This window comes from Mesorhizobium sp. USDA 4775, from assembly GCF_054062655.1.
Map to the genome: position 1 here is coordinate 469,202 of NZ_JBSSFM010000001.1, position 17,963 is coordinate 487,164.

At 57.6% G+C, this 17,963-nt stretch carries 18 protein-coding genes; 4 read left to right on the forward strand and 14 right to left on the reverse strand.

Annotated elements, in window-relative coordinates; all coding sequences use genetic code 11:
• The first annotated feature begins 544 nt into the window (after nucleotides 1-544).
• On the forward strand, nucleotides 545-1,903 hold the full coding sequence (locus ACVILI_RS02410; protein ID WP_457102300.1) for a hypothetical protein: 1,359 nt from the start codon (nucleotides 545-547) through the stop codon (nucleotides 1,901-1,903).
• A 40-nt stretch (nucleotides 1,904-1,943) separates the two neighbouring features.
• Here ACVILI_RS02410 and ACVILI_RS02415 read toward each other — a convergent pair whose 3' ends face one another.
• A complete protein-coding gene (locus tag ACVILI_RS02415; protein WP_457102301.1) occupies nucleotides 1,944-2,663 on the reverse strand; it encodes a DUF7002 family protein in 720 nt (239 codons plus the stop codon).
• Nucleotides 2,629-4,332, reverse strand: coding sequence for an adenylosuccinate synthetase (locus tag ACVILI_RS02420; RefSeq protein WP_457102302.1), 1,704 nt, complete (start codon nucleotides 4,330-4,332; stop codon nucleotides 2,629-2,631). The genes ACVILI_RS02415 and ACVILI_RS02420 overlap by 35 nt, the downstream gene beginning before the upstream one ends.
• Before the next feature lie 75 nt (nucleotides 4,333-4,407).
• On the opposite strand from ACVILI_RS02420, the gene ACVILI_RS02425 reads away from it, so the two are divergent.
• From ACVILI_RS02425 to ACVILI_RS02435, 3 genes are all read left to right on the forward strand, one after another.
• Nucleotides 4,408-4,974, forward strand: a complete 567-nt coding sequence (locus tag ACVILI_RS02425; protein ID WP_457102303.1) for a hypothetical protein — start codon at nucleotides 4,408-4,410, stop codon at nucleotides 4,972-4,974.
• A gap of 226 nt (nucleotides 4,975-5,200) precedes the next feature.
• Entirely contained in the window at nucleotides 5,201-6,199 is a 999-nt protein-coding gene (locus tag ACVILI_RS02430) for a hypothetical protein (RefSeq protein ID WP_457102304.1), read from the forward strand.
• Complete coding sequence (locus tag ACVILI_RS02435; RefSeq protein WP_457102305.1) at nucleotides 6,181-7,641, forward strand: metallophosphoesterase family protein; 1,461 nt, start codon at nucleotides 6,181-6,183, stop codon at nucleotides 7,639-7,641. Before ACVILI_RS02430 ends, ACVILI_RS02435 begins: the two co-directional genes overlap by 19 nt.
• Before the next feature lie 150 nt (nucleotides 7,642-7,791).
• Here the strand turns inward: ACVILI_RS02435 and ACVILI_RS02440 are convergent, their stop codons facing one another.
• The 12 genes from ACVILI_RS02440 to ACVILI_RS02495 form a co-directional block, all read right to left on the reverse strand.
• Entirely contained in the window at nucleotides 7,792-8,166 is a 375-nt protein-coding gene (locus ACVILI_RS02440) for a hypothetical protein (protein WP_457102306.1), read from the reverse strand.
• Nucleotides 8,167-8,453: 287 nt separating this feature from the next.
• Nucleotides 8,454-9,209, reverse strand: coding sequence for an IS21-like element helper ATPase IstB (istB, locus tag ACVILI_RS02445; RefSeq protein WP_038646815.1), 756 nt, complete (start codon nucleotides 9,207-9,209; stop codon nucleotides 8,454-8,456).
• A 12-nt stretch (nucleotides 9,210-9,221) separates the two neighbouring features.
• Complete coding sequence (istA, locus tag ACVILI_RS02450) at nucleotides 9,222-10,733, reverse strand: IS21 family transposase (protein WP_148307437.1); 1,512 nt, start codon at nucleotides 10,731-10,733, stop codon at nucleotides 9,222-9,224.
• 86 nt (nucleotides 10,734-10,819) lie between these two features.
• Nucleotides 10,820-11,461 carry a PIN domain-containing protein gene (locus tag ACVILI_RS02455; RefSeq protein WP_457102307.1) on the reverse strand — a complete coding sequence of 214 codons (642 nt, stop codon included), beginning with the start codon at nucleotides 11,459-11,461 and terminating at the stop codon, nucleotides 10,820-10,822.
• A gap of 140 nt (nucleotides 11,462-11,601) precedes the next feature.
• The gene (locus ACVILI_RS02460; protein ID WP_457102308.1) at nucleotides 11,602-12,369 is read right to left on the reverse strand and encodes a hypothetical protein; all 768 of its coding nucleotides are present in this window, start codon (nucleotides 12,367-12,369) and stop codon (nucleotides 11,602-11,604) included.
• A gap of 173 nt (nucleotides 12,370-12,542) precedes the next feature.
• The gene (locus ACVILI_RS02465; RefSeq protein WP_457102309.1) at nucleotides 12,543-13,355 is read right to left on the reverse strand and encodes a recombinase family protein; all 813 of its coding nucleotides are present in this window, start codon (nucleotides 13,353-13,355) and stop codon (nucleotides 12,543-12,545) included.
• A gap of 94 nt (nucleotides 13,356-13,449) precedes the next feature.
• Entirely contained in the window at nucleotides 13,450-14,628 is a 1,179-nt protein-coding gene (locus ACVILI_RS02470) for a hypothetical protein (protein ID WP_457102310.1), read from the reverse strand.
• Nucleotides 14,629-14,728: 100 nt separating this feature from the next.
• Nucleotides 14,729-15,172, reverse strand: coding sequence for a terminase small subunit (locus ACVILI_RS02475; protein WP_457102311.1), 444 nt, complete (start codon nucleotides 15,170-15,172; stop codon nucleotides 14,729-14,731).
• A gap of 171 nt (nucleotides 15,173-15,343) precedes the next feature.
• A complete protein-coding gene (locus tag ACVILI_RS02480; RefSeq protein WP_457102312.1) occupies nucleotides 15,344-16,708 on the reverse strand; it encodes a phage/plasmid primase, P4 family in 1,365 nt (454 codons plus the stop codon).
• Nucleotides 16,708-16,986 carry a hypothetical protein gene (locus ACVILI_RS02485; RefSeq protein WP_457102313.1) on the reverse strand — a complete coding sequence of 93 codons (279 nt, stop codon included), beginning with the start codon at nucleotides 16,984-16,986 and terminating at the stop codon, nucleotides 16,708-16,710. The genes ACVILI_RS02480 and ACVILI_RS02485 overlap by 1 nt, the downstream gene beginning before the upstream one ends.
• 121 nt (nucleotides 16,987-17,107) lie before the next feature.
• On the reverse strand, nucleotides 17,108-17,326 hold the full coding sequence (locus ACVILI_RS02490; protein WP_457102314.1) for a helix-turn-helix domain-containing protein: 219 nt from the start codon (nucleotides 17,324-17,326) through the stop codon (nucleotides 17,108-17,110).
• Between the two features lie 117 nt (nucleotides 17,327-17,443).
• Nucleotides 17,444-17,959 carry a hypothetical protein gene (locus ACVILI_RS02495; RefSeq protein WP_457102315.1) on the reverse strand — a complete coding sequence of 172 codons (516 nt, stop codon included), beginning with the start codon at nucleotides 17,957-17,959 and terminating at the stop codon, nucleotides 17,444-17,446.
• Between the last annotated feature and the right edge of the window lie 4 nt (nucleotides 17,960-17,963).

Consider the following 17,963-nt stretch of genomic DNA (forward strand, 5'->3'; position numbering starts at 1 on the left):
AACATACAGGAAGGCAAACTGCGGCCTCGCGTACCGCAATCGCCAGCGCCTGCAGTGCCACATACGACGCGGATGCCCAATTCATCCTTGGTGGCATATCTCGGTCCAATGTGATGAAGGCTGCCCCCGACATCGCGGCCAGCTCTGGTCAGTCACTAGCGCCAAAACTAGCTTTCCCGCTTCAATTCGCTGACCCTATGACACTTTGTCTTCAGCCAACTGCTAGACTGGCCGCCGCGATTTTCGCTATCCCGACGCTTCGATACCATGCCTTCAAGTCCGGCTTAAAGAACAAGGTGACGGATCGGCCTTGCCCCGCCCGGTTGCGCTTGGCTGCACTGAATGCGCTCAGGCCTCGACCCGGCGCAATTGCCGCGCTGTGAGGTCTGGCCGCAAGGTGACAATACGCTTACAGGTGGCCAAAATCGACAAGCGCACTTCGCCTTGCTCTGGGTGGATAAACAAGCTCTCTGCAGGTATGTCAGCTCGCGCTGAACGGAATTGCCACGATCATCGGGCTGAGGAAAAAGGGGAATAGACTCGAATGCTGCTACAGAAGGACGAAGTGCTCGACGGGCTGGCAACTGTCGGCAATGTGGCACAGTTCGTCGCTCTTCGCCCAGATGCAGGAGCGCTCAGGCAATCCTACAGTCGCGTAGCTGGCGCCACGCCGAACCATCGCTTCGCTACTGTCAACGAAGCGATCGCCGAATTGCTTGCTCGAAGCGGCGAAGGCAAAGTGAATGTCCGTAGCTACCGCCCGCACGACCCTCGCAGCCGTGAGTTTGTTTATGGACTGGAATCGCTTGACGACGTACTCGCTCATGCAAACCGCTTAGCCGCCGACGGGCTTCACCTAATCGTCAACGAAACTATCGACATTCATGATGGCGGGGTATCGGGCGTTCTGCAGGGCCAGACTATTGAGTTTGCGCCGGACGACACGCCTCGATGCGTAGAGAAACCGGGCGTAGCTTCGCTGCCGTTTGGCCAAGCTATGGACGTTCTGTCGACTGTTTACGGATTCAAGCCGCAACTCAGCGCCGCGCTGGGTGAACGAATTGAATTTAGTATCCATCCGATAAAAAGGGGATGGCAGCAGGCGCATACCCTACTCTGGGAGCATGAGATTAACGTTCCCGGAGCCACTACAGCGGCACAACGTTGGCCCAATCATTTCAGCCGCTTTCTCGGTGACAAGACGTTCGGCCTTCTCATGGCCCAGACACTTGGAATGCCAGTGCCGCGCACCATGGTAATCAACAGGCGAGTGGCGCCGTTCGTCTTTGGTACACCGACAGGCTCCTCTGAAGTCTGGACGCGGACCTGTCCGGTGGAGCCACACCCCGGTCTCTACACCACCGTCAAGGGTTGGACAGATCCTTTTGCGCTGCTTGCAAATGAAGACCCTGAGGGGAAGGTCGTCGCCTCAGTGCTACGGCAGGATGCCGTTCCAGCCGGCCATTCTGGAGCGGCAATTGTCGATGCGGACGGCAACCTCATAATCGAAGGGCGATCCGGCGAGGGCGATCGGCTCATGCTCGGCATCGACCTCCCCGAGATGCTGCCTACAAACGTGACCGACGGCGTTCGATCAGTCTATGGGAAGCTCCGTGACACGCTTGGCCCAGTGAAGTTCGAATGGGTACACGACGGAGAGCGCGTGTGGGTAATCCAGTTGCACCGGGGGGCTACATCAAGCTCGGCAACGACCATTGTCCCCGGTGAGGCACGTACTTGGGCAGAATTTAGAGTCGACGAGGGTCTTGACCGTCTCCGCGTGTTTCTTGATCAACTACCACCCGACGCAGGTGTAACAGTCATCGGCGAGGTCGGGCTGACCAGCCACATTGCAGACGTGTTGCGACGGGCTGGTCTGCCAGCCAGACTGCCCGCACGGTAAGAACCGTACCGGCCATACCGCCAACACTAACCCGAGAGCGTCACGGCTTATCGCCCGGCCCGCTGTCGGGGCTGCGCCATATCTCGGAGAGGATTTGGTCATCCCGAACTTCATGTACAGCCAACACATAATCGGCCACGTCGGGGACCGAATGGTCGACTACCAGTTCGACGACATTATTCTCGGGGCGTCGCGTCTCAGCGCGCTGTTCGAAAGGGAAGTCAACGATCCTTCGGAACGTATCGAGGCCTCGTCTTTGTGGCTTAAACAGCGTCGCCCCGCTATTGATTGGGCTAAGCCAGATACGATCTCGATGCGCTGCCACAAGCCGGGCCGTATCAAGCGTCAGCACCGTCTGCGAGACATTGCGGTAGGCTCTGGCGCGGAGAAGCGTCCATATCCGCGAGCGGGAGAGCCAGAAGAAGGTGCGCGAATTCAATAGTTCATACCAGTCACGCGGGGTCAGTCCGTCGTCGAGGCAGCCTGCGAGCCGGCCATCGTCCATAGGCTTCTGGTCGCGAAGAACGGTCCCAGGCCGGCCTTTGGCTTCCAGCGGGACAGATTCCGGCCGTCTACAAGAACCCCATTGGTGACGACTTTCACCCTCGACACCGTAGTCGTCGAGCAAGGCGGCCGCGCTCATCAGGCCGTAGTCACGTATCGCCGGCCACGCGCCCGAATGCGCCATGTGCCAGAGCCGCGGATATTGCTGGACAAGATCCTCTTCAGTCACGTTTGAAACCCTTTTCAAGAACGCCATCCAACGCAAACTCTTTTGAAACGAGCGTGACCGGAGCGCCAGCTACGCGTTCGACGCGCTCGATAAACGTTCGCGTTTGCTCGTTCAACTCGTCAAATGAAGTTGCGGCCCGATTGTCTGTTCCCAGATAGTCAGCGAACGTGACAGCAACGTCCGTGGCACCATTCAGCACCGCCGAGCGCCGCAACTGTGCCCAGTCGAACTCGGCCATACGGCGTTTGTTGCCTGAGATAGTCCCCTTCTCAACTCTCAAGAACTCGTCGATTGGAATGCCGGAACGCTGGGCGACGACCTCCATCTCTATTTCCCGCCCCATCCAACCTGAATTTCCGCCGACGCGGATTGGATACGTACGCAGAACCAGAATAACTCGACGCACCAGCGCTGGTGCGATGCCAGCATCTGAAAGACAACCAGCAGCGGATGTCTCGCGCGAGGTAACGCTAGGCCAGAAACCGTGATGGACGCTGAGCAGTGTTCCCTGCGTGCCTTCCAGCAGCACCCGTGTCCCGGCGGCGAAATGGCGGTCAAGTTCAGCGCGAACATCGCGAACGAACTTGGCAAGTTGAGGGACGTCACGCGCCAGCTTCACCGGCGGGCCAAAGACTGCGACCTTGCCCCGATTTACAATCTTACGTGCGGTGGCCGAGCCAACACCCTGCTTAGTGGATGCGATAGACGTCAACGCATCTTCAATCCGCCGGTCCTCATCGTCGATCACCATTGCCTGTGAGTCGATTGACAGACGGTCCGGCGTTAGCCCCTGCTCCATGATTTCGAGCATCAGCTGTGGCAGCCAAAGGGTTGAGCCCGCACCGATCAGGATGGCAGCCCCCTTGTTGGTACCGGTGCCGGAAGGCAGCTGGACGTATTTATAAGGCGGATCCTTCACTAGATGGCCGGCGTTAGGGCCACCTATGCGCATCAACACCCCGTAGCTATTAGCTAAATGTGCGCAGATGTTGCCCTTTCCTTCGCTGCCGTACTGGCCGCCTATAATGACATCGACAAGGCGTTGAGGTTGAGGAGCCGTCACGCCTCGGAAAGCCATCGCCGACACGGCCAAAGTGCGAGCGTCGGCATAATCAGCGTCCATAACCAGATCTGCGATCTCAGCAAGGCTACCAACAGCCGCCTCGGTGCCATTGGCCCGAACCTCGGCGTAGGTAGTAAACTCCTTGTGTGCGGGATCGCGTGCGAGATATCGCTGCTCCAGCAAGATATCCTCCGCGTGGAGATGAACGTGGAAGACACGATCGCCGAACCGCTCGCGAAGTTTTTCAACTTGGGCAGCAATTCGCGCTGAATCGACCAACAGTATGGCCTCATCGCCCATCGACGAGGCTTTCTCGGTAACCGCGTCGGCGACCCAAGCGCCGCCTGTCTCGATATCAAGGCTATCTCCCGCAGCTTGAAGCGCACCCCGCTCGCGTTCAACACCACGGTGCTCTACAATCCAATTGCTGGTTGAGACCCGCATTGCGCCAAACAAAGCCTGCAGCTGCTCGCCGAAGCATGACTTTCCGACCCCAATGGGACCGGAGAGAACTATCACCAGACGCATATATCCCCCCATATCGCGCAAAATGGCGCGCCAGTTAAAAAATGGTGATCGTCGCAGAAATTGCAAGCAAAACAAATACATGATTCGCCAGATGGTGCCATTCATCCTTCGAATGCCATATTTTTCAAGTTGTCCACCGCGCAATGTTGGCCCAACGCCCATATTGTGCGAAACAAGGTGATGAATATCATGCGCAGAGATGTCTTAGCCGTGAATGTCGCGCGCGGACCGACTATCACGCTATCCAGCGGCAGAATCTTTGATTTTCTTGATCCCCACGGAAGTAACTTTACCATCGAGGACGTAGCGCACGGCTTGGCGCACATCTGCCGCTACGCCGGGCAATGCCGCAACTTCTACTCAGTTGCTGAACATAGCCTGCTGGTGAGCGACGTCGCTGTTGATTACCCTTATGAGGCCCTTCTCCACGATGCGGCTGAAGCGTTCATTGGGGACGTAACCCGTCCGCTGAAGCAACTTCTACCCGAATACAAGGCCATCGAGGTAAACGTGGAGGACGCAATATCAAAGCGCTTCGGGCTAAGTAGTGGCTACCGTGATGCGGTTAAGGCTGCCGATTTGAGCGTATTGGCCGCCGAGCAGGCGCAAGTGATGGCGCCAGGCACCGATAGCTGGGCAAAGGAAGCAGGTGTCATTCCTGCAGACATCAAGATTCGTCATCTCAGTCCCCCCGATGCGCGTCGCGAGTTTCTGAAGCGCTTCGAGGCGCTTCGTCCGCGACAATGAGTGCCGGGCGGCTATCGCTGGACACAATTGCTGAGCTTGACCCTGATAACTGCCCGACAAAGAGAGGCCCTCCCGCGTACGGAAACCCCGTCAGCCAGAAGCTCGCCGGTTGCCATTGGGCACTGGCCAGACGTTTCGCTTCGCCGGCTTTCTCTGGCACGCAAGTGCCCGCCTTCAAATTTTGTGCATCAGCGTCTTGCGCGCTGCCTGCTCCGCAGGCATCAGAATGTATCCGAATTTGTACTACGGGCACCTGATCGTGCGTCAACTACCTGAGCCTCATCCGCTGGATTTTGATTGGAGGTATACGCCCGGCACAATCGCCACCCTTTCGAAGATCCTGCCCGTTGAAGGCTCTGTTCTCGCGGTCGGCACTCCCAACTTGGCTCGGCACCTATCGACTATCGGCCGGGACGTGATGCTCATCGACAGGCAGCCGATCCAACTGGTCTCCCAACATCTCGCAATCGATATCGATGAAAATACACCCATCGTGTCCGGCTACACGGCGGCAATCGTAGACCCGCCTTGGTATGTCGAACATGTCCTTTGCTGGCTGGCTTGGACGGCCAACTGCGTCGGTGTTGACGGTGAGATTTTGGCGACCATTTGGCCGGCGGGAACGCGGCCTAACGATGAAATAGAGTATCAATTCGTGTTGGAATGGTTGAGGCAATGGGCAACTGCCCAGCCTTCCTCATTCAGTCCGATCTATGAAACACCAATCTTCGAGCGCCAAGCCGATGTCGAACCGACGGGACGTGAGCTGTCGCACACTCCCCGTCGGGGCCGCCTACTTAGCATTAAAGTAAAAAAACTACCAAAAATTCCTTCCCTCGAAGATCGGCCTCAGCAGTGGTTGAGATTCACTCTAAATAACTATCAACTTGCTCTGAGAATGCATCCATACAACGGCGACCATTCCGTACAAACATACAATGGGGGCCCGGTTCAAATCGTACCGCATTCACGATCAGTGGGCTGGACGTGGCCATCCGTGAGCAAGCGAGCGTCAGGTCGCGGAGAAATTGATCTGTGGAGTTCACGGAACGAAGTGGCACTCGTTAAAGATCCTGCTGCTCTAGCCGGATTTCTTCGGAGATTGGCGTCGTTGGACAACTCTGTTTCTTTCGATACTCAGCTAAGTCAGCTTCCCCAGCTTGCAGATTGGGCCATTCCAAAGCCCCCATATTGGAGATTTCTCGAATGGTCTCACCGGCAATAGCGCTACGGTTTAGGGATACAACACCGGACATCGACACAATCCAGGCTCACCGCGAGATCATTACGCACGACGGAGCGGTCTGGTGGGGATGGTGGAAAAAGGACTTTGAGGACGACCACAGTGATTTCTTCAAGAGCTTGCCCGAGGGGCAGGAACTGGAAGTTCTGATATTGGATCGTTCAACTCAGCGGATGTTTCAGGCCATATCGATAGCTCAACAGATGGGAGAAGGTGCTAAACCTGACCTTGGACTTGTGCCTTCTTATTATCGGGCTAAAGCGCGCGACGTCTTCGGCTGGTTCTTGCTGGTTTCGCTCGAACAGATCGACTACGACGATAGGATTGGGAAGAGGTTCGGCGACGGCACTCTCGTCAACTTATCCGATGAGCAAGCAGAACCGACTCCAGTGGTTGTTGAGGACAACAGCAGGAGTAGAAAGTCGAGCGTCCTGCACCTTTCTGATCTGCATTTCGGGGCTCATTACGGTTTTCTTGTCCAAAACTCCAAACCAGAAGTTGGCGATACGAGGGGGACTCTAACTGACTGCATCCTTGCCGACTTGGCACGCATTGGGCTCGACGGCGACATCAGCGCTATTCTCGTCACAGGTGATTTCACGTCGAACGGCGACTGGAGCGATAAGCTCGTCGGCGATGTGGTGAATGAGCTTCACGCGTTGCAGAAAGCGCTGGGCGTTGACGCGACCCACATAATTGCACTGCCCGGAAATCACGATGTCCAAAGATATCCTGAAGGTGAAAAGATAAATGTTGCTGAGATTTCGGTCAACAATCAGATTTCATACCAGCATGAGAACCAGTATCGCTTATTCGTTGATAAATTAACCAATAGATCGTGGAAAGAACCCCTCGATTACATCCAGAGAATTAAGCTGGCTGAGACCGACGTGATCATTGCGGTCCTTAATTCGTGTCGAATTTTGGCGACAAAGTGGACGGAGTACGGATATGTCGGCCCAAGTGGCCTAGATATTATCAAGGCACTTGGAAACGAACCCGTTGAAATGCCGACGTTTCGACTCATGGCATTGCACCACCATTTGCTTCCTGTAACGGATGTCGAGACCCCGAACGAAAAGGGCGTTACATTGTCGCTTGACGCGGCCAAACTTCTTGACATGGCGCAAGAGGCAAAGGTCCATTTGGCGGTACACGGACACCAGCATGTACCTCGGTTGTCCCGCTACCAAACTATCCCATTGATGGGGGGAGCATTAAACCCGGCGATGACGATAATTTCTAATGGTAGTACTGGCGTTTCGGCGGATCGTCGCCCCGCAGCAGAACGAAACACCTACTGTGTTTTTTCCTTCACCAAAAACCAAGTCCTGTTGCGAATGAGAGAGCTGCGCCCTGACAAACGCACTGGCGCGGAACTCTACAGCGGTCCCTTGGAAGCGGAACCTGCTCTTCCCGCGTAGATACAAAGGAACCAATAGGACCGAGATACTCGGGATCATGCTGCCTTCTAAATCGCGGTGTGCATATCCAAGAGGCTCCACAAGCCACCCCCGCACCGCGCCTGCCAATAAACGGGGAGGGGGCTTGCAGCCCCTTCACGCTTCCGCTCCCTACGTGTCCAACATGTCCCACTCATCGCCCATTACCCAACGCAGTGCCGACAGTTTGCCATTTAGCATGCCCCATTCGAAGTTCGTCCACGGGCCGAGTTTGTCGGTACCGATCTCTTCTTCGGTCCTGCGTGCAGAATCTTGAGCAATGCGCCAAGTGCCGGCGGTCGTCATATTTTGGCGGTGGCGTGGCTCAGCTACCGACCACTCCTCATTCGTGACGATCTTCTCGTTGCCGCGCTCGATGCCGATGCGCAAGTTCTGATGGCGGTTATACCAAATCTGCCTTTCCAGCAGGCGTTCGGCCTCAAGGATTTCCGATAGACCACGCGGCGCATCGGTCCAATTGAATTCCGCGTCGATCTCTTCGAGCAAGCCCGGCTCGAACCCGTTCAGTGCGTCGACAAGTGATGTCCAATAGACGGACCTCCCACCGTCGAACAGGGGGGCGAGATCTGGGTGGGGCTTTCGACGGTCTCCTGCCTCCTCGCTGAAGTCCTTGGTGTTATGGGTTGCGTATTCCGACGAAGCCGGCCATCGATTCCGATTTGAAGCCGGCCAGTCATTCCGATTTCATTCCGGCCGGTGTTCCGATTTGAAGCCGGCCATTTTTCGGACTGATCCTGGGTCTCGTTGATGTTTGGATTGGGTTTCGTTTCAGGTCAAGCGTGCGCTGTTTCGGACGCTCTCGGCGAGCGCTGTTTTCGCATGCTTTCACCGGTGAGATCGATGCGATAGGCGTTGTGAACGAGGCGGTCCAGGATGGCATCGGCCAGGGTTGGGTTTGCAATGATCTCGTACCAGCGATCCAGGGGCAGCTGACTGGTGACGATTGTCGATCGGCGTTCGTAGCGGTCTTCAATGATCTCAAGCACATCACGCCGCTGGTCATCATTGAGTTTTTCCGGTCCCCAGTCATCGAGAATGAGAAGGTCGGTTTTGGCGAGTTGCTTGAGGATCCGGCCATAACGTCCGTCGCCTCTCGCGAGGGCAAGCGTTGCAAACAGCCGGGGAACGCGGTGATAGGCGACGGAGAAATCCTCTCGGCAAGCTTTGTGGCCAAGCGCACAGGCCAGCCAGCTCTTGCCGACGCCGGCCGGCCCGGTGATGAGAAGACTGTGATGCTTTCTGATCCAGTCGCAGCCGGCGAGCGCCATGAACAGATTGCGATCAAGACCGCGTGCGGCACGAAAGTCGGCATTCTCGATCTGTGCGTCATGGCGAAGTTTTGCAGCTCTGGCGCGGGCTTCGAAACGCTTCTGGCGGCGCATGGTAGCCTCGCGCTCGAGCAGCATGGCAAGCCATTCGCCATGCTCGAGGCCGCGTGCTTCGGATTGTGCGTCGAGTTCCTGGAAGGCAGTGGCCATGCCATGAAGGCCGAGTTCGCGCAGCATGTTGATGGTCGGATGGATGAGCATTGGTATGTCTCCTCAATGGAAGTAATCAGGGCCACGCAGATTGGCGTGATCGACGATGGCGGTCGGTTCGGTGGAATGCCTTGCGGCCTTGTGATTGGCGATGAGCGAGGCGATGCTCTTGCAGTTCAGCCCACCGATCTCGACAGCGCGGGCTGAGACGGCTTCGGCGCGATCGCGTGTGACATCGCGAAACAGGCGAAGGACACCCAGGCATGTTCGAAAGCCTTGTTCAGGATGTGGGCGGCTGGCGAGGATTGCGACAACCAAGCCTTCCGTCTCGGGCCCGACGGATGCGGCCCAGCGACGGAAACGATCCGGCGTCCACTCGGCATATCGCCGGTGGGAGCTGGGCATATGATCCGGATCCGTCCCATGACGAGGGCCGCCATAGCGGCGCTGATGGACGGCAATGCGCTTGCCGCGGTGGAAGATCTCGATGGTGCGTGCCGTTGCCCTCAGATCGACTTGCTGACGAATGAGGTTGTGCGGTACGGAATAGAAGAAGGTCTTGAACTCGACGTGGTAATCCGTCGAGACGCGGGCCAAACGCCACTCGGCGAATTCGTAGTCTTCGCTCGGAAGGCTTGCCAGCGCAGCACGCTCGACGCTCTCAAACAGTTGCCGGCGACTGACGCCCAGCCGACGCATGACGTGATCATTGATGCGATTGAGTGCCTGGCGAATTGCGGCATTGGCCTCGGCCAGCGAGAAGAAGGTCTGGTTGCGCAGCCGCCCCAGAATGCATGACTGGGCGAAACGCACGCCGTTCTCGACTTTCGATTTGTCCTTCGGCCGTCGCGGCCGTGCCGGAAGAACGCCGACGCCATAATGGGATGCCATCATGCCGTAGCTGCGATTGATCTCGGGATCGTAGAAGCTGGCGCGGCTGACGCCCGACTTCAGATTGTCGGGGACGATCAGGCGGGGAACGCCATCAAAGAAACGAAACATCCTGACGTGTGAACCAATCCAATCCGGCAGTGTCTGGGTCCAGGTCGCTTCGGCATAGGTCAAGCTGGACGCACCCAGCACTGCCACGAAGATCTCCGCCTCACGGATCTCGCCGGTGTCTCGATCAACGATCGGGATCTTCTTGCCGGAATAGTCGACGAAGACCTTGTCGCCGGCGGCGTGTTCCTGGCGCATCGTCGGCGAAAGCCGCTGTTCGAAGCTGCGAAAGAGCTCGCAGAACCGGCTGTAGCCATATCCGTCGGGATGACTTCCTCGATACTCCTCCCACAAGATGAGGAGCGTGACGCCCGGCTTCTTGAGCTCGACGGCAAGATGGGCCCAGTTCGGCTCTGTGCGCCGCCGCGTGCCCTGCTTGACGCCATTGCGAGCGAAGAGTTTGTTCTCAAGCGCGTCATCGGTCAGCTCGCCTGGCAGGGGCCAGCTCAACCCGATTGCCGCTGCGCGCCGCAGATTATCCTGCACCGTACTGCGTGCTATTCCCAGCACGACCGCAATCTCGCGGGAGCTGGTCCCGCTTCCGGCAAGCCGAAGCATTTGTCTCAACTGTCTCATGGTCAGCCTTCTCTTTGCCGGCATCAAAATGTCCTCGTTCATCGCGAGGTAATTGATGCCAAAGTTGCTGACCCAGGAGGTAATCTTCAGTGCCGAAAACCGGCCGGTCTTTGGTTGGAATGGTGGCCGGCTTCATACCGGAATGGTGGCCGGTGTTTGATCGGAATGGCGGCCGGCTTCACGTCGGAATCCGCATTATGGGTCACGAAATGGAACGTGTCATACTGACCACCCTTACGGACAACCTCTGCATAACATTCGAGGATAGCGGCGTCGCCGGCACTATTGCGCTGGCGATGGTATGGAGCGACCGCTGTTAGCGCTCTTTCTGCGACACGCTGTTTGATGGCGTTCGTGATCCGCATGCGGCGGCCTCCAGCGAGCAGAGTCTCGATCCACTTCACGGATCCCGTAACGGCCCCATTGGTGACGACGATCTTGTGGTCGACTTCGCTCAAATTTCTCAATGTGCCCACTTTGGTGGCATCGTCGCCGAATTTGTCGACGGCCTCGCGAACGAGCCGGAAATGGGTCTGTAAGCTGCGCCGCGCCTCAGCGGCCACGCGCTCCTTGTTGCGGGCGAACTCATCCCTGACGATGTCTGGCACGACCAGTTCGAGTCCGGGGCGGCGGGCACTTTCGCGCATCGCTCGGATAACCGCCTGCTGCCGCCAGTCCTTCGCGAGATCCAGCCATACCGAGGTGTCTACCAGAAGCCATAGCGTCATCGGAATCCTCCCTCCTGCCAGCAACCTAGACGCAGCTGCGCAGGAACGGAACCGGGCTATCAGGTGCGCCTAGCCCTCCGCCTTCCATAAGGCTGCGGCGGCCGTTAAGCTCAATCTAAGTGGGCTCGACCGCAACTGCATCATGGCGTATTCGCCGCCGCCCCCTCGGTTTCCATGATCACCTCTTCCACTAAGCGCGCTGCCTCTTCGAATGCACTGTCGATGCTGGCGTCCGGGAAGGATGCAAAACCCTTAAGGGTTAGTCCCACAAGTATCGAAAAACCCATTCCCGCTGGAGCCGGTTCAGCGGTTTTCCAAAACTCAAATTCTTCGGAAGTTTCGAAGTGAGCTTCGGGAATTTCCACAATAGTCTGTCTTGGAGCGCCGGGTAACGCCCACGCTATAGCGTTTGCCCGTGAGTGCGCCAGAGAGAGATTCCAGTGCTTATTGTCACGCGCCATCTCCCTCATTAGCGCCAAGTACGAATACCTGTTCGGATGAAACGGTCCTCTGTTCTGTGTCCGAAGTTTCGCGAAAAGATCCATGTAGAGGGCACCCACCAAGGGGCGAACTTCCCTTTCGAACTTCGCGAATTTTGCATCGTCATCTGCGAGGGGAAAGTAGAGGTTTTTGCTGCGGCCTGTGTTAGCAAAGCGGGCACATGCGGCTGCTACGTGATCAAGGCTGTGGACCAAATTATTCGCCGCGTCAGCCATGACGGGCTTCACTTCGCGTAGTTTGGCTCGATGGATTCGGAGGCTATAAACGAACTTACCGTGGGTGTCTTGGCGGCATTCAATTGACCAAACAGGCGCAGGAGACTGCCTCCCGAAAAGGTCCGTGATTTCCTGTATATGCTTCTTTGCGCGATTTAGAAGCAGCCGGGCATCATCAAGGTCGATATGCACGCAGCACCCACTCGTTTTTGATCAGGCCCGGATAATGGATGAACGGGCGCGCGACAAGCGGCAGGACATGGGAGATTCCGGACTGCGGACGATGGTCTCGGGCAGGCCCCACCGGGGCCCCACAAGTGGCCCCCTACCCCGCCACCGACAAACCCCGGTGGGGGTGCCGGGGGCTACCAGCGCGAGCCGAGCGGCGTCCGCAATATTGGCCCCGCACCGCGCGTCGGATCATTTTGCGGTTCAGCAGCGACCGGCGGGGGCGGATTAGATTTCAGACGAGCAATGCGATTGATGATGTCGGTGACCTGAACAGCCGTCCACGTTCCGCCGCGCGCTGTCGCCATGCCGCGCGCGTTGAGTGCCACCGCGATCTGCCTCAGGGATTTGACCCCGCTCGCTTGGATGTTGCGGATGATCGGGAGGATGTTGGCAGCGAAGGCGTCGGCCTGCGCCATGCGAACCTCCATCGATTTTTGCTGCGCTTCAGCAAGCTTCGGGCCGCCAAGCTTGACACCGCGCGCCTTTGCCGCTGCTAGGGCCTCCTTGGTACGCTGGGAGATCATCGTTCGTTCCCGCTCGGCAAAGGCCGCGTAAATGTGCAGCATGAACGGATCGACGCCCGCGCCCAATTCGGCGACGACAAACGGTATCTGCCGAGACATGAGGCTGGAGATGAAGCTGACATCTCTCGCCAACCTGTCGAGCTTGGCAACGACTACCGGGCAGCCCCCATTGCGCTTGGCTGCCGCCAGCGCTGCAGCAAGCTGTGGGCGCTTGGCAAGAGCATCTGAGCCCTTGCCGGTTTCGACCTCGACGAACTCGCCGATTATCTCAGAGCCTTCTGCCTCTACGAAACGGACGATGGCCTGACGCTGTGCTTCGAGGCCAAGCCCACTTTTACCCTGACGGTCGGTCGAGACGCGAACATAGGAAATAACGGATTTTATTGAGCGATTTTGCATCATGTAATGACTGTATACGCTCATTTACAATGTTTACAACTCGCAGTCTGTGGTGCGGTTCGAGCCAGCAATTTCGGTTGGGCGGTTCTTGAGAGGCAGCGCACGCCTAAGCGCGGTTTCAATCCATTCCCATAGTGGGTACCGGCTGAAGGTCCCACATCGTAGCGAATGAAATTGGCTTGGTTAAGCGTGCGAAACCGGCTCCCAAGTCCTTCTCATGGTTTACAATGTGGATTTCCGGGACAAGACCATGGCCTGCATGACTGACCCATTTAAACTCGGAGGTTCCTATGATCTGGTCCCACTCACTCAGTTCTTTCCACGATCTCGCCGTATACGAACCGGCAAGAACCCACGGAAATGCTCGAACAAGCCGATATTTCTCGCTGTACTGATCGGTTGCGTGGGAGCAAACCAATATTGCGTCATGGAGGTAATGCATCGACGCGACAAGCGCGTCAAATGGGCGGCTCTTAAGGTCACCTTCATCGGCCAGGCCATGCATTAGATCATTGCGAAGCGTATTTATGAGCTTCCAGTCGCCTTTGCGCTGTGGATCGGCATTCGCAGGGTCCAAGCTCTCCATGACGAAGGCGCGGACACCCACCAGTGTACTCTTTTTTCGTGTGTAATCTTTGCCGCAGTGCTCACAACTCCCTTTTACAAGTTCTGTCCCGGGCGCAAGACCAACCATCTTTGCTAATGGAGGTTCCATCGCCTCCAACCCTACGTAAGCCCCTTGGAAAGCAGCAATGTCATCTAGACGTCCTGCTGCCTCTCGGTATCGGCGCGCTGCGCGTCGAAGCCGGTTGCCGCTTTCCAACCCATCCCAATGAGCAAGCAAACCCCTCACTGTCTTGATCATCGGTTCGGATATTGCTTCATGCCAATGGCGGTTGGGGAGTTCCAAGAATTGCAGAAACTCGCAGTTCTCTTTCTTGGCGGTGCCAAGGCGGGCCACTTGGTCAAGTGTGCTCGGCCCAAAAGTTGAGCCAGATACCAACGCGACTGCAGACAGAAAATCTTCGATTAGCTCAAATCCGTCGCGGGCTGCAGCAATGAGATCTGTATCTTCCTCTCCTTCGAACTCGATAGCTAAAATTGATCCGCCGACCTCTTTTTGACGAGCCGGCTCTGAGTGCGCAGGCCTGATCGCGATGCTGCATGACACCCCCTGTATCGATAAGGCGACTTGTTTGACGGCAACGTCGATTGACAACGGCTGTCTTGCCAAGACACGATATGCAGCCTTCTTCGCGGCCTTCCGTCGCTTTGGTGTTTTGTTTTTTTTGCTCATTTCTCGTTCGTCACCCGCTTTGAATTGAGCGAGCAATATCAGGTATGACCTGACCATTGAACTACGAGAAGATGCAAACTCTTCGAGATGTCGCACGCGCCTAGGACGCCAGCCGCCTCGGCGCAAACTTAGCCGTCCACTCTTCAAGGCTCATCTGCTCTCGATCGCCGGGCATACGGAGGGGCTTTCGCAGCGTGGTGGCGACTTCGGCTTTGTCAACGATCAGCCCCAGCAGCTTCGCTTTGCCCATGATGGCCGTAACGCCCGCTGATGGATTTTTGGTCGCGCGCGCCAACTTGAGCATGTCATCGAGCTCTGCAATCAAATCGTCGACCGTGATCTCCGAACGCCTCGCAGCCTTCGTCTGCAACTCGGCAAGGCGGCGGACGACCTTAGGATTTCTTAGAAGCTGGGAAGCGCTTGCTTCAGCGGCATTGCCACGCGCAGCATAGCCAGCGTCAACATATGCGCGAGATTGCGGGAGGCCCTCAGCAAGGCTGAGGCAGAAACGTTCCTGCCGTGTGTTCAATTTTGCATTGCGCATTGTGGTGCCATAATACCCCATACTCTGGGATTGCGCTATAACTGATCGGTAGTCGATCTTCGGTTAGCGCCCTGAGATGGCATGACGCATGACGGGAAATGACGCGTTTTTCCATATCACCGCGCACGCGCGCAGGGCTAAGGGCGATACAGAAAAACGTGTCATGATGCGTCATGTGTCATGCGCGAATGTGTTGTAGGGCTTCAGCCGAACGCCTTCGAAGCCGCGCGCCTTCATGGTTCGACGTTGCCGCAAGCCGTGCCGACCCATAGCCTGAGTGAAGCTTTTGGCGGTTCCGGACGCCTCGCCGGACGCCTTGCAGTAACCGGCCCAACTCGCGAACAGCTTTGCAGTCGTTTCCCATTTGTAGGAATTGCCGGGCTCGCAATCGCATTCGTCGGCCAGCCATTGGGCGAACAGGTCCTGATCGGCGAAATAGCCGGCCGTTGCGTCGACGACTTTGGCGGGCCGTACAAGGCCGTTCGCCTGCCAGTCGAGGTAGCCATCGATCATCCAGCGCAGGATCGCCGCCCATTCGCCTTTGAGCTTCGTTACAAGCTCCTGATCCGGCACAGCGGGCTTGCGCGTGAACGGAACGATGTTGAAGCGTCGGCGCGCCGCTTCGTCGACGGTTCTAAGCTGTGGCTGATGGTTGCCGACGATCATGAGCTTGAACGTAGGCCTGTAGGTGAAGAAGTCGACGCGCATGAAGCGCGCGGTAATGGGGTCACCGCCCGTAAGGCTCTTGATGCGGCTTTCGGCCCACGGCTTCCCTTCCTCCGTTTCGGAAGCTGTCACCAGACGTGCGCCCCTGAGCATGGCGACGTCAGTCGGGTGCCGGTCGCCTATCGAAGCGGTGAATGTGTCCATTGGCGCAGTAGTGGCGTAGTCGGCCATGATGCCGGCGATGGTGTTCATAAACACGCTTTTGCCGTTGCCGCCGTCGCCATGCACGAACACAAGCGCATGTTCCCTGATATCACCGCTGAGGCAGTAGCCGCACCACTGCTGCAGGAAACGAACCATTCCAGCATCCTCACCGGTCGCGTCGCCGAGGAAGCGCAGCCACAGCGGGCATTCGGCCGTCGACGAAGGCGCAACCGCCGTGAGCTTCGAGATGTGGTCGGCAGGACGGGCCTCGAACAGCAAGCCGTCGCGAAGGTCGACGGTGCCGCCCGGCGTTCCAAGAAGCAACGGGTCCGCGTCCCAGATTTCGGACGTAACGGCGAAAAGCGGGTCGGCTTGCGCGAAGCGTTCGACGCCTGCCGCGAAGCTGGTCTTCCGCACGGCGGCCGCCTCCTTGTCGGAGATGCTTGTGGCCAATTCCCGCGCCAGTTCGCGCGTCCAGTGGAAGGCGGTTTTCGTCTTGATCGGCCGCCAGTGTGAGCCGCTCCACTCGTACCACATTCCGGCGTCATGGTCGTAGCGAAGTCTATCTGAAAAGTAGGTCGCGAAAGCGAGCGCAGCGCCGTCTTCCGTAATGGTCGAGATATCGTCGGTGGCTTTGCGGCGGCGCTTGTACGGGAGGGTGTCCATCAATAGCTCCTGCCGTGCTGTTGGCGATAGTCGACAGCGGCGCGGACGATGTGATCGGGAATGGATTTGGGTGTACGGCCGGCCCAGTCGGCGATAAGTCCGGCGCAGTCAGCGTAAAGGTCGCCTAGCGCCTCGCAGGCATATCCGGCTTCATCGAGCTTTAGCGTCGCCGCTTGTAGAGCATTGCGCGCCAAGCGCACCAGCCGGACGGATACCATCAGGTCGGAATTATCCGGCCTGAGATCCGGGCGAAGTTTTACGGGTAGCTGTGCAGGCATCGGCCCTCACATTGTAAGGTGCCGGGCAGTTGACCTAGACTGCAAACGGAGGGTAATTTTGGACCTTCTCACCAGCCCGAAAACAACCTTGACCCGCCGAGCTGGGAACCTGCCGGCGGGTTTAGGCTGCCTCGTAGCCACCTTGCTTCGGGATCAACGTTCTGCCGTGGCTGCGGATCGCTGGGAGGCTGCCGTCGGCGATGCGGCGTAGAACTGTCCGCTGGCTCAGGCCTGTCATGGCGGCGACCTCCTTGATCGAATAGGTAAGCCGGTTGTCAGGCATCGTCGAAAGAAGGTTCGCTATGGGATCGGTACGCTCAACCCCTGCAGTCGTGTTCATGGCTGGCAATCCTTGAGAGGTGTGGTCAGCCCATGACAGCACTAATGAAAGTGCGAGGCAAAACAACGATTTGGCTGTTTCATAACGATAAAGACGGTCAATCCGGCGCACTTTTCGTCATGACCATGTGATCACGTTGCCAAACAGGAGAAGTTCGTTGCAGTGCCCGTCGAAACAGTCTCGCACCACCTTCTCGCTTATGCCGAAGAAGAGAGCCGTGTCGGCGACGGCCTTCCCCAGCTTGCGCCGGCGCAGCGAGCGCCCGCGTTCATCCGCGTCGAAGATTGCTGCCAGCGCGAACATGGGAGGCCTGGGGTCGGGCCCAAGCCGAAGGAACACCGAAAGTGCAATCTCGTTGCGAGGAACCTCGCACGCCTTGCGCTCACCTGTCGGGGTCCTTATGCATTTGACCGAACCAGTCGGCCTACCGATCATCGCCTTTGCTGCTTCAGAGAATTGGCCCGTCCTGCAGTACCCGAGCAAGAGCTTGGCTGCCATGCGCTGCTCAGGGTCGTCGGACCTCCAGAGCATCCGAACGATATGGGCGAAGACGCCGGTCTCGTCGGCTTCGTCTGCCATCGCCTTCAAATAAGCGGCGCGGATGGCCTTCGCGCTGTCGGGCCTTTTGTCCATTGCG